At 62.8% G+C, this 11,573-nt stretch carries 18 protein-coding genes; 6 read left to right on the plus strand and 12 right to left on the minus strand.

Annotation, left to right across the window (positions count from 1 at the left end; all coding sequences use genetic code 11):
- Positions 1-144 precede the first annotated feature (144 nt).
- From MKL09_RS05120 to MKL09_RS05170, 11 genes are all read right to left on the minus strand, one after another.
- Positions 145-2,238 (minus strand): transposase, encoded by a 2,094-nt coding sequence (locus MKL09_RS05120; protein WP_244018565.1) that lies wholly within the window; start codon positions 2,236-2,238, stop codon positions 145-147.
- Positions 2,239-2,356: 118 nt separating this feature from the next.
- Entirely contained in the window at positions 2,357-2,620 is a 264-nt protein-coding gene (locus MKL09_RS05125) for a ribbon-helix-helix domain-containing protein (protein WP_244018567.1), read from the minus strand.
- A 109-nt stretch (positions 2,621-2,729) separates the two neighbouring features.
- Positions 2,730-2,921 carry a hypothetical protein gene (locus tag MKL09_RS05130; protein ID WP_244018569.1) on the minus strand — a complete coding sequence of 64 codons (192 nt, stop codon included), beginning with the start codon at positions 2,919-2,921 and terminating at the stop codon, positions 2,730-2,732.
- Entirely contained in the window at positions 2,912-3,187 is a 276-nt protein-coding gene (locus tag MKL09_RS05135) for a hypothetical protein (RefSeq protein WP_244018571.1), read from the minus strand. Before MKL09_RS05135 ends, MKL09_RS05130 begins: the two co-directional genes overlap by 10 nt.
- A gap of 94 nt (positions 3,188-3,281) precedes the next feature.
- Entirely contained in the window at positions 3,282-4,700 is a 1,419-nt protein-coding gene (locus tag MKL09_RS05140) for a hypothetical protein (RefSeq protein WP_244018573.1), read from the minus strand.
- A gap of 51 nt (positions 4,701-4,751) precedes the next feature.
- Positions 4,752-5,039: a hypothetical protein gene (locus MKL09_RS05145; protein ID WP_244018575.1), complete on the minus strand. Its 288-nt coding sequence runs from the start codon at positions 5,037-5,039 to the stop codon at positions 4,752-4,754.
- A 225-nt stretch (positions 5,040-5,264) separates the two neighbouring features.
- Entirely contained in the window at positions 5,265-5,702 is a 438-nt protein-coding gene (locus MKL09_RS05150; RefSeq protein WP_244018577.1) for a hypothetical protein, read from the minus strand.
- Between the two features lie 23 nt (positions 5,703-5,725).
- Entirely contained in the window at positions 5,726-6,154 is a 429-nt protein-coding gene (locus MKL09_RS05155) for a hypothetical protein (protein WP_244018579.1), read from the minus strand.
- Entirely contained in the window at positions 6,151-6,369 is a 219-nt protein-coding gene (locus MKL09_RS05160; RefSeq protein ID WP_244018581.1) for a hypothetical protein, read from the minus strand. Before MKL09_RS05160 ends, MKL09_RS05155 begins: the two co-directional genes overlap by 4 nt.
- A gap of 8 nt (positions 6,370-6,377) precedes the next feature.
- Entirely contained in the window at positions 6,378-6,629 is a 252-nt protein-coding gene (locus tag MKL09_RS05165; RefSeq protein ID WP_244018583.1) for a hypothetical protein, read from the minus strand.
- A gap of 63 nt (positions 6,630-6,692) precedes the next feature.
- Complete coding sequence (locus MKL09_RS05170) at positions 6,693-6,989, minus strand: hypothetical protein (RefSeq protein ID WP_244018585.1); 297 nt, start codon at positions 6,987-6,989, stop codon at positions 6,693-6,695.
- 104 nt (positions 6,990-7,093) lie between these two features.
- On the opposite strand from MKL09_RS05170, the gene MKL09_RS05175 reads away from it, so the two are divergent.
- The 6 genes from MKL09_RS05175 (at position 7,094) to MKL09_RS05200 (ending at position 11,124) form a co-directional block, all read left to right on the plus strand.
- The gene (locus tag MKL09_RS05175) at positions 7,094-7,372 is read left to right on the plus strand and encodes an XRE family transcriptional regulator (protein ID WP_244018587.1); all 279 of its coding nucleotides are present in this window, start codon (positions 7,094-7,096) and stop codon (positions 7,370-7,372) included.
- Positions 7,373-7,477: 105 nt separating this feature from the next.
- Positions 7,478-8,311: a hypothetical protein gene (locus MKL09_RS05180; RefSeq protein ID WP_244018589.1), complete on the plus strand. Its 834-nt coding sequence runs from the start codon at positions 7,478-7,480 to the stop codon at positions 8,309-8,311.
- A 2-nt stretch (positions 8,312-8,313) separates the two neighbouring features.
- Complete coding sequence (locus MKL09_RS05185) at positions 8,314-9,003, plus strand: hypothetical protein (RefSeq protein ID WP_244018591.1); 690 nt, start codon at positions 8,314-8,316, stop codon at positions 9,001-9,003.
- A 508-nt stretch (positions 9,004-9,511) separates the two neighbouring features.
- Positions 9,512-10,036, plus strand: coding sequence for a hypothetical protein (locus tag MKL09_RS05190; protein ID WP_244018593.1), 525 nt, complete (start codon positions 9,512-9,514; stop codon positions 10,034-10,036).
- 38 nt (positions 10,037-10,074) lie between these two features.
- On the plus strand, positions 10,075-10,341 hold the full coding sequence (locus tag MKL09_RS05195; RefSeq protein ID WP_244018595.1) for a hypothetical protein: 267 nt from the start codon (positions 10,075-10,077) through the stop codon (positions 10,339-10,341).
- A 618-nt stretch (positions 10,342-10,959) separates the two neighbouring features.
- Complete coding sequence (locus tag MKL09_RS05200) at positions 10,960-11,124, plus strand: Flp family type IVb pilin (RefSeq protein ID WP_244018597.1); 165 nt, start codon at positions 10,960-10,962, stop codon at positions 11,122-11,124.
- A 97-nt stretch (positions 11,125-11,221) separates the two neighbouring features.
- Here the strand turns inward: MKL09_RS05200 and MKL09_RS05205 are convergent.
- Positions 11,222-11,573 (minus strand): hypothetical protein (locus MKL09_RS05205; RefSeq protein ID WP_244018599.1); only part of this gene is annotated, 352 nt, incomplete at its 5' end.

Here is an 11,573-nt window from a genome sequence, read left to right on the forward strand (position 1 = left end):
GTCAGGAATTCCGCGTGCCCGCGTTTCATGCAATCAGGAACGCCGTATTTCGTGGTCACACCTGGGCTCTACCGCACGTAGGGTCCATGCCCCTCTGCGGGACACCCGGCAGGATGACGTCTTCTGGGGTTCTGTTCCTGAGGCCTATTGCGTGGCAGCGTGGAGGTCGTCGGGCGTGAACCCAGTCCAGACGCGCTCCTGGGTCATCAGCTCCTGCTCGCGCTCCGCGATCACGACGAGAAGACCCGGCAGCATCAGGATGTACTCCACCGCCCCGTGAAGGGTCGGGTTGTCATCGTACCACCACCTGTTGGGGATTTGGAGCTTTGGGCGATGCTGGAGCGGTGGCAAATCGATCCGCTCCCGCCATTCGTCAGCGACCAGGACAAGGCGTTCCCAGACGCCCATCTTGGCCCAACGATAGAAAACCCGTGCCGCTGTCGCGGGGTTTCCGAAGTGCTGCGGGTAGGGTGTGAGGTCCTTCCAGTCATAACCGTTCATCGTGCGCCACAGGATGGCGTAGATGAGCGGATGAAGGTCCTTGATGCGCTTATGTCCTCGCGGATGGCATTGCTTTAGTAGCTCATCAAATACTTCAAACTCCCCAGAACCAAGTGAATATTTTTCCGGCAAAATGGCAACGGGGAATGGTTTGAGGTTGAATGATACCAGATCATCCCTGGTGTGATATTGACCATACTTAAGCAGAGCTTTAGCTCTTAAGGACTCAAAAGAAAGACCATTCGCATCTCGATTGATCTCTTTGATGCGACGGTTCATGCCTTCCACATACGCGGTTGTATAGCGATGTTGAAAGCCAATGAAAATTCTATCTTTTTGCTCCTCTATCGTATTATATAGTGGGCAAAACCATTTCATCAGAGAATAAGGCGTGTCTTTACCATCCTGCCGGTTCAAATATATTCGTTTTTTTGAGATATAGTCGACCCAAAGCTGGTATCTCCACAGAGCATCCTCGGTGGATTTCTCTCGAAAGATGTCTTCAAACAGTCTGCGGGCTTGCGTCGCGTGATAAAGCCTATCGTTGGCCGCAGTGAGCTTGTCATGCTCCAACTTGTAAACCCGATCAAGTCTGTGTCGTGGACCCAAGAAAAGGCGCACATTCGACTGCATCAGTTTTCGGCTGTCCCGGTCCATATCGCTCGTGATAGATGTACGTGCGGCATTCATATACTTTTGTATGAGGCTCGCAACATGATATCGGTCAATTATCCGACGGGCGTTCGGAAATAGAGCGCTTATATTATCGTACATTTTCGCCATATCATGGGCGAAGAATTTCACTTTTTCACGTTGGCACTCTTTGAATGTGTCCCTGAAGTATCTGTAAACCTTATTTGCCTTGTCGTAGGGAAGGATTTCAAGAATTCTGTTCCCCTCTACATCCGCAATGACGCATCGGGGCTTGCCGAGAATGTATGTACCGTCAATCCCAAGCACCTCTGGCAAATTGTATTCGTGGTTTGCAGTCATGGTCTGGCGATAATCCGCGAAGATCCTATCGACCATCCCAACGTCAACGTGTAGCAAATCCGCGGCCTTTGCCGCTGTATGCGCTACAGCGGCGAAAGCGATGTCTCGGCGCAGGCGCTTGGTGATGAAATGCTTTATACCGAGGCGCTTAAAATCTTCGATTTTGCGGCGCTCACGGTCGATTACCTTGGTGCCGCGTTGCTTGACACCCCGCGCCTCGTTGACGTCAGGAAGGGCCTCGTAGAACCGCTTCCTACAGGACCGGCACTCGAACCGCTGTCGCTTGACCATCAGGAAGGTGGGAGCGGCATCGAGGCTCCTATCCTGCACCCGTATGGTGTTGGACGAAGCCTTCACGGGGCTCCTGCCCGGGCAACAGAGCTTGGTCGGGAGGGTGTAGTGCTGGATGCTCGGCGCGAAGGTCTCACAGGCGATCTCTACCCGCAGGGGCGGCCGCTCAGGCGCAGTTCCGTAGGCGCGCCGCCGCTCGATAGCGGCGTGGCTTAAGCCGCCGACGTCCGGATCCTTGGGATGGGGAATTCGGGTGACCCTACCGCCCTTCAGGTGCTTGAGCCCAAGCCAATCGCCCTCCCATTGGAAGGGCGGGGGCGGCGCTGGCTCCTCCCGCGGGCGCTCCTCGTCAACCGACCCCGGCCAGTCTGGGGGAAGCTCTGGCGGCAAGCCAAGCGCATCCAACTCAGCGTCCAAGTCCTCGAAGGCAACTGGTCCGATGTCGTCTGCCATGCCCGCCCCCGATGGGTTCGGGGCGCAAGAATGGGGGGATCAGATTGCTATTCCGTAGTGTCTCGGAACGGCACATGGCCTCTTTATGCGGTAGAGCCCTCCAGGATGCATGAAAGCATCAAAGCATGCCTCGCATGGTGGTCTCGCCGGATGAGGCTCGATCCGGCGAGCGCCGCTCTACCGTAGCGGGCTTGCCATGCTTCGCCAGAAAGTCGTTCAGAGCTTCCACCATCAAGTCCTCCAGGGTCATCTCCAACTCCAGAGTGAGGATCTTGACCGCCTGAAACCCTTTTGGGTTCACCCGCACCTGCATGTTCCGCACCTTGGTAGATGCTCTTTGGCCAGTGGGCTGGTCGGTGGTCTCATCTATCTGTGAAGGCATGGGCATAGGCTCCGACGTTCTGTGCTGCCGGAGTCTGCCTTCGTGGCCTTAAAAATGCGCTGATACCCGCAGGTGCGGATTGCATGACATCCTGCGGGCCAAGGCGCGCTCAGCGCCGGGCGAGCGGCATCGCCGGAACCGCCGGCACCCCGCTCGACGTGACCTCCAGCGGCGCCAGCCCCACCGCTATCAGGGTCCGAAGCGACCGTGTCGCGTAGAAGTTCGCGAGGCGCATGTCCCGCGTGGCCCTCCGGACCCGCCGGAGGTTCCACCATGCCAGCGGCGCAAGGATCAGGCGCACTGGTCCGGCTCCTGCCGGTCAATCTCTAGGTCCCGACCCGTACCGCGGAACCAGACGACCTGGTTATCGTGCTGCTCTGGGGCGCCGAGATCGGGTTCGGCATCGCCACCGTCCTCACGGTCGGGGTCTCCATCCTCAGCGTCGAGAAGGGCCACAATCCGGTCAACGATGTCGAGGGCGAGTTCGGCCAGCCGCTCGAACTCCTCTCGGGGGATCGGGGCAGCAGCGGCATTCTTGCCAGCGGGAAAGCGAACCACGGTGCTCATTGTCAGGGTCTCGGTGCTGTGTGGGACTGGCAGTCCTCCGGCGAGATCCGGCCGGATCGGTACGCACGGCTACGGAAGAGATGGCGGGCGCCTGTCAGCGCCCTGCCCGCTCGGCCTCGGCGTGAGCCAAGAGTTCCCGGGCAAAAGCTTCGATGCTTTTCGGGTCGTCGTTGTCGATGACACTGGCTGCCCATATCGAGAGGCGCCGGCCGCGTTCGGAGCTGTTGCCAGGGACCCGGCGAGCAGCCTCGGCACTGGTAGCCGTCTCCACGTCAGTCAGCGCGTCGCCGAGCCACTGCATCAGCTTGCCGGCAGCGTTGGCTTCATCGCCATATCCGCGCATCTTGCAGCGGCCTTGCCATGTCGTGGCGTAGGCGACGCTCCCAACCAGATCAGCCACGTCGTGGACCGCCCGCAGGTCCTCCATGCTCGCGGAGGTGAGGTCGAGCATGCCAACGAGGTCGGGTTCTTGGCGGACAACCGTGGGCGGCGTCTGCCCAGGCTGTGTCAAAGCCGCCATGTGGATGTCGATCGCGAGGCGTCCATCGGTGGAGTAGTCGTCGCGCTTCTGCCCCTGCCGCCACTCGTTGACATAGTGCAGCCAGGCGAGGGCCAGCGCCTTGGGCTGGATGCTGCCGAGTGTGGCGGGCAGGGCATCGGCCGCATGGAGAAGGGTGAACCGGCGCTGCTGCATCGCCTCGTAGGCGGCCGTCTGCTCGTCGGTGCCGTCGTCACCGGTATACGCGGCCCATGCGGGCCACAGGGCCAAGATCTGGGCGGACAACGTGTCGATCCCCGGCTTGGGCACCTCGCCGTTCTCGCGCGGCGGCACGTAGTTGAGTTCGTCGAGGTGCAGTTCCCGGCGTAGGGCGGACTGCTCCGCTTCGCTCTTCTCGGGGCCGTTCCGGCGCTTGAATTCCGCGACGGCGATGCCGTGCAGGCGGTCAAGTTCGAGACCGATGGCATCCGGGAGACGGGTCAGATCATCCAGGGCCTCAACCAGCACGGCGTCAGGCGCGGGCCAGCCGTGGGGCAGCTTCGGGCGCTCGCCGCTATCCTGATAGTCCTTGGTATCGAGGTGTGAGAGACCGCGCTCGACATCGGCGCGCCAGTTCACCCCCACCAAGTCAAGGATTTGGATGGCGCGGGGCGTGGCCGGAGGTTTTTCCGCCCATCCGCCAGAGCGGTCGCGGCCGTCATAGTGCCAGTCTTCGGCGGCGTTGAGCCCCATCACGAAGGCGTCGGCCCGGGTGCCGAGATGCGGGTGCAGCTCGCTGCAGACCCGGCGACGCTCATGCCAGAGCCATGTCGAGTAGTTGATGAGCGCGACGCGGTTGGGCGGCTCGGGCGCGGGCTCGGGCGCCTTCATCAGGATCTTGGCGGCTTTCGCGGCCCGACCGGCACGCTCCTTCGTGTCGGAGAGGCGGACAGTCGCGGAGGCCAGCCGCTCGCGTAGGCTGGGAGCGGTAGGATCGCGCCGTGCGAGACGTTGGAGGGAGGTGCGCAGGGACATCACAAGTCCTCGTTGCAGGGATGCAGGTAAGCCGGTTTGCAGGTCCAGCGGTCAGAGCAGAGAGGCGAAGCCGATCAACACCATGCCCCCGCCGATGATGGCGACGGCGGCGAACAGTTCGCCAGCGATGTCGAGAAAGCGGAGCGAGCGGCTGTGCGCGGTGTCCGGTCGGATTGGCTCAACGGCCTCCCACGGCTCTACCTCGCCCGGGACAGGCTCATTCGGCAGATTGAGGAAGCGGCTGTCCACCGGCTGCCGGTGTGCGGGTTTTGAACGCTTGGTCGCCGTGAGGCCGGTGCGGGCGGCGGACGTGATCAGGGCGCGCGAGGTCGTAGCCATAACCGGTGCTCCGGGGCTTGAGATGTCGGCTGCGGGTGGGCAGAAACCGGCGCGATGCCGGTGCGGTCACGTCAGGAAGGTCGATCCGAGAGGGGCATCAGCGCCGCCCTGCCTTGTCTCTGAAATAATAACTTGATTGTTATGGAGACGGTTCCCGGTCATGTCAACAAACCTCGCGTCTTATATCTTTGATGACAAGCGCGATGGTTATGGGATCGTGAACGCTTAGAAGCAGCTCAAGCGGGGAGTGCGGCGGTCGTTGAGAACCATCCGGGCAACGATACCCGCCGCAATGGCTCCGAGAGGCATCGCAGACGGGCCCGGCTCCAGCATCACGGGCGTCATAGGCTCGCCGAGGAACAGGGCGAGGTCGCCCGCCCGCGCGCGAGCAGCATGCCAGTCGTCGCCGAAGGCCCCCGCATTCGGCTCTTCTTCTGCCAGCCACCACTGCAGGTGCCCGAGAAGGGCAAGGGCCCCGAAACGGCTAGAGCAAGCGGTGCTGAGAAGCGCCGTCAGGGCATCGTAGGTCTCCTGATCAGCGGCGACCGTCTCGGGGTGGCTGATGTCCTCCGGGGCGACCTGATAGGCCTCCCAGGCGGCGCGGTGCCGTTCGATCACCGCATGAATGGGGTCAGGGGTCGCGGCGTGCTCAATCGTCAGCATGTCCGGTAATCCTTCAACACGGGTTAGCGGGGATCCTGCATGGCGCTATGCCGGCTTGCAGGTATCGCGGGTGTGGCTGTCTCGGTGAAAGCATCGAGGGCGGCGGCAAGATCGCGGAGTGCGAGCGCTCCGAAAGTGTCCGGCTCCATCCACGTCACGTCCTCGGCGTGGAACCGGATCAGGGCGTGAAACCCAGCCCGCGTAGAGGGCCGGACTTTGGCCAAGGCGTTGCGGGCAATCGCATCCCGATCCGCCGCCTCGTCGGCGCGCCGCATCTGAACTGGGTCGTCCTCGTTGAGGCCGTCCAGAGCGGCTGTCAGGGCTGCGGAGGCCTGCTGCACGGCCAAGATGGCGGCGAAGATCGGATCGGGCTCGGCGGCGATGGCGGTGTTCGGGGCGATCAGCATCAGCGCGCCACCGAAAACGGCCCGGCGGGGGATCCTGGCGTTCACAGGTCGTCCTCCTCCATCTCGGGCAGCGCGACCCGGGCCTGCCATTCCTCAGGCGTGATGCCGGTCATGATGAACTCGCGCTCGGGCGGCGGCAGGTGACGGAACACGACCTGCGGGAAGCCACCGGCTGCGTAGGCGGCGAGCTGGTCCTCGGTGACCGGCAGGTCGAGGGTGTTGGTTTCGCCCGTGAGCATGGAGGTGCGGGTAATCAACATGGCAGACCTCAGTGGGTGGGGAACAGGTCGAGGAAGCGCGCCCGCAGGATGCGGGCATGCCCGAGCGCCCAAGCGTGCAGCTCGCGCATCTCGGTCTCGCCGCGCCCGAGGCGCAGCCGGTAGGAGGCAGCCAAGCGCAGGCAGCGCTCATGGTCCTCCCGGGCGTGGACGAGGCGCTGCGTAGGCGTCCGCAGGACGAGCAGGACGGCGTGGTTGATCGGGGCGGGGACGAAGGCGGTTGCGGGCGCGTGATAGGACATCGGTCGGTCCTCGATTACGGGATGCAGGTATCGCGGGAAAACGGGATGCAGGGATCGCGGATATCAGTGCGCGGCCATGTGGCGGGTGAGCTTGGCAGCGCCCCAGGCGGCCTTGAGCGCCACCGACATGGCCTCGCTCCAAGAGCAGCCGAACCGCTCCTGATGGAGCCGGGCGGCCTTAGCCGCAGCGTGCATGATGGCGGCCCGGTCGAACTTGCCACCCGCGACGAGCGGACGCCGGTCGAGGCGGACGGTCAGGTTGATAGATGCTTTGGCGGAGAGGAGACCGGCCGGGATCTTGGGACGGCTGTCTTGGCCGGCGCGGTCGATGGCAGTCCAGGAGACGGTGCGGCGGGGCATCTGTCTTGTCTCCAAAATCACAACATGATTGTTATGGAGACACGCCGGCACCTTGTCAATCAGGTCCGCATCTTATATCTTCAGTGACATCGCGGAGATGCTTAATGGACCTGACACCGGAACTGTGCCGCGCGGCGCGCTCGCTGCTGCGGCTTGACCAGAAAGAGCTGTCGGAGACATCCGGCGTCCCGCTCCCCACGATCCGGGCGTTCGAGACGGTCCGAAGCGTAGATGGCAAGCCGGCCCGCCGGCTGACGACTATGAACAACCGTGCTCTAGTCGAAGCTTTTGAGCGCGGCGGCCTAGAATTCATCCCAGAAAATGGCGGCGGGCAAGGCATCCGTTTCCGCATGCGGAAAGACGGAACCCGCGAAGATCATTAAAATTTAGGCGCTTTGTGTCTCGTTACCTGATCTTATGACTAGAACATTTTAGCAACCGCGCTTCAAGACAGCCAAACCTGACCGAAAAGGAAGGGAACCGAGACGATGCCGAGGGCTACGGAAAAGGCTAGGACCAAGGGGCGGCGCAAGACCGAGGCTGTTGAGGCCGACATCGCCGATAGCCGGGAGAAGGCGTTCAAGAAGGAGGCCATTGCGCTGCTGCAGGGGGCGTGGAACCTCGACCCTGCCGTCATTGATGACCGGATGAACACGGAACAGGGAAGGCTGGCCTGCACGCTCACCTTCCTGCTGACGCTCACCCGTGAGGTCATTCAGAACGAGCGGCCTCCCTTCCTCGCAGAGGATCATCCCCGCCTGCGGCTGGCTCACGAAGCCTACCGGTTGCTGGAGGACGTCGTTCACGACAAGCGCACGTCCCTCGACACCTTCTTTTCAGGTGCGAAGAAGCTCGGGCGACCTTCCTACTCGATCGACAACCACATCAACGCCATTCTCGCCGCCTGCATCAACCGGCTGGAGACGATCAACCCGGACCGTGACGTTACGCGGGTTGATATCTTCGGATGGATGAGGGGGAACGAAGTTCTATCCGAGCGGATGACCGGAGACGACGCGCAGGTCAACACTATGTACAATGCGCAACTAACCAAGAAATCTGCGCAACTCCAATACTACCAGCGTTTATTTAAAGAGGATAATCACCAAAACACGGCAGAAGTCATTGAGCGAACGGCTTACTGCGTTGGCCTCCGCAGCGATCCGCTCGATATGGGATGGGCGGTCCGTCAGGCACTACATGGCGTCGCCATTCGAGACGCGAACGGAAAGACGACGCTGATCCCGCCCGAGATCCGGCACGGCTTGGTGCCTATGCAGGTGCTGCCCACCGCAACGCCTCGGCTCAAGAAGGAGGGCTGACGATGGCACGGACCAAGGGGCGCCGCCTCCTGACCTGTCATCATGAAGGCGGCCACGCACTCGTGCGCTGGTTCTTCGGGTACCACACCGATCGGGCTGTGGTGCAGTCTGTTGCGGAACTCATTGCCGGCAAGCGTGTCCGAGACCGCCGCGGTCGGCTCGTGGCCTGCGAAGGCCTCGTGACGGGATACGATATCTGCGGGTGGCCGTTCGGCCGGCTAAAGATCAGCGGCAGCGCTGAGGATCAGGCCGAATGCGACCGGGTCCGAGCCGTCAGCCGTGATATCGAGCTGATCAACTGCTACGCCGGCTTTTACGCTGAGGCCGCCTACGCGCGGCGCTCTGTCGGCGGCTGCATGCTGGCCGGCGGTGGTGGCGACATGAAGAATTCCCGGGCTATTCTCGACGCTTGGGATCTGCCTGAGGAAGAACGCAGGGCTGTAACCCTGGCGGCCGAGGCTCGGGCGTCTGCGCTCGTGCGCTCGCCTCAGGGGGCAGCGGCGATCAAGGCGATTGCGGACGTCTTGATGATCCGCGGGCAAGCATCAGGAGATCGGATCGCGGCCCTGTGCCGGAAGGCCTACGGCGGCCGGGAATGCGCCTATGGTGCATGGGTGGGTCACTGGCCGCCCACGCTGGATCAGATCCGGGCCGGGCATATCCCCGAACGCCGCACGAAGGTCGCGGCCTGACTCCTCAGTCCGTCCAATCCACGCCTGGACCGACTGACATTCCGGATAGACACTCCCGATCGGCAACCCGAGGGCTCACGCGCGACCTGCGTCCGTGCCAGGTAGCGACAGCCTAACTGCTCGAAGCGAGCCAGATGTTGGGTAGGAATAGCTGGAGGCCGGGGCCCGGAGTCAAACCGGACGTGCGGAGCTTTGCAGGCTCCTGGTTGGACACTCACCCACCTGGCCATCGCCCTTTGACCATGCCGCCTGTGCAGCCTCAAGGTCGCGCGATGAGGGATCCTCAGATGGCTGCCAAGAAGCTTAGCGAGCCCCTACCGACCATGTTCCCCAGCTTAGAGTTCATATCCGAGAACGGCGGCGGGGCCGGGATCCGGTTCCGGGAGCGGAGGGGGTGATCACGGGCCCGCAGCTTCCCGCATCATGACGATCCTGCGAGGGTTAATTGATACGCTTATCGACTACGCCCATAAGCCCTCGCCCCAAAACCGAAGAAGTCGATCGACCTATGGCAAATGACGACACGCTCGCGAAGGCCCTGGCCAACGTGCGGCATCAGCGCGAGACCCTTGAGGCCGAGTACGAGCGAGTGAGCAGCGAGCTGACGAAGCTCCGCATGGCGGAGCGATCGCTCGCATCGATCGTCGAAGGCACGGCGATGGACGAGCATGCCGACGACCAGCCGAAGCGCCGCCGTGCTTCCGCGGAAGACGGTCAACCTCGTGCTACTCGTGGGCCCCGCGGGCCTCGAGCCAACTCTGCCAAGGGGCGACTGAAGGCGCTTCTCGAGGATGCCGGCCCTGATGGTCTGACGCACGCTCAGATCACGGAGCGTCTGGAGGACGTGGCAGCCAACACCCTGGCCACGTACCTCAGCGTGATGTCGACGAGCGGCGAATTGGTGCGGAACGGCGATTTCTACCGAGCGGGGACCCCAGCCGCGGCTCCAGAGAACGATGACCCTGAAAACGAAGAGGCTGAGGGCGCGGAGGCTGATCCGGCGGACGATGAGCCTGCTCAGGCTGCAGAGTAGCGGAGCAGTCCACGCACAGCGATGCTGGGAGGGACGGGATGGAGGACGACGACCGCGAGTTCGAGCACTCCCCGCTCTCCGGATCGTTCACCCGAGACGACATCGAGGTCGATGTCGAGATCTACCGCTTCGCAGGTACGCAGGACCCGTGGCAGTTGGCTGTCGTCCACATGTCGAGCGGCAGCACCGAATGGCTGACGCCGTTCGCGACCGAGCAAGAGGCCTACCGCGCGTTCGAAGAGGCCGTAGAGAGGGACGGCATCGCATCGTTCGTCGCCACCACTACTGCCGGGGTGAGGCACTGATTTAATCCCCTGCCTCGTGGAAGAGGCGCTGAGGGCGGAGCGGTCGAAGCCGAACTCAAGCGCTCTACATAACCCGAATGCCTACGCTCGGCCTTACGCTCCCGCTCCGCATCTGCATCCTCGAAGACGCGGCCTGCGTCGAGGATGCCAAGGGTCGGCGTACCGGCTTCGTCGCTTGGTCAGATGGTGGTGATGACGAAGGCGATGAGCCATTCACACGTGCCGAGGCCATCGAACAGGTTCGCCTCATCGCAACCGCCTGGGCCAGCGCGCTGACCAGCGGGGGCACCCTTGATACCGGCCCCGCCCCCGAAACTGGTGCTGCAGCTGCCGAGCCTTCGCCGGAAGGTTGAAGCCGCCCTCGAAGCCGCCGGCGTCATCTTCATCGAGAAGAACGGCGAAGGACCGGGGGGTGTGGTTACGGAGGTAACGCGGCCGTCTTGGACAGCGGCGTTTCGACGGCAATCATCCCACCATGCGCACAGCCCTCGCCGCCCTCGCTTTCGTGGTCGCTGCCGATGAGTGTTTGAAGCACCGGGATCACCGTCTCTTCACAAGCCGTAAACAGGCCGGTGTTATCACGGGACTGTGAGCCTTGATCGGCGCAGGATCCGTGAGATGCCTCAGCTGCTACGGCGCTTCATCCGCGACGAGAACGGCGCCACCGCGATCGAATACGGCATGATCGCCGCCCTGATTGCCGTCGCGATCATCGCTTCCCTCAAGGTCGTCGGTTCGCGGCTTGGTGCCAAGTTCAGCGCGATTGCCGGCAACTTGAACTAATCCGAGTCGAGGGACTGGGGTAGGAAACTAGCCTGGAACGCCCCTTCCGCTCGGCCCCGCTCCGATCTGCTCATGGGGCGGGGCGGAAGTCGGCCGATCAAAAGCGGCGCATGTAATCGCCGAGTTCGAGGCGCATCCCCGCTTCAAAGCCAATGTGCCATGCCCGAACTTCATCAGTTCGCATGCCGGCTTCCTGATGCCCCCGGGCCACAATGATCCCGACCTGCCCGATCCGGCGCACGACGCCCTCAACGCTGCCTTTCTCCGGGCTCAGCGCCTTTATTATCCCGCGCGTTGCACGGTGGCCAGCGTTTTCGCCTCCTGCTCTTCGAGGGAATGGCCTGCAGCGAGCGAGGTGAACATCACTCCGATGCCGGCCATAGCCAGCGGTGGTGGCCTCGTGTGGCGGATCGGGCGGGTTCGGGTTACTCGGGGTCGCGGGAGCGACG

This window comes from Methylobacterium sp. J-048, assembly GCF_022829515.1.
Lineage (GTDB): Bacteria > Pseudomonadota > Alphaproteobacteria > Rhizobiales > Beijerinckiaceae > Methylobacterium.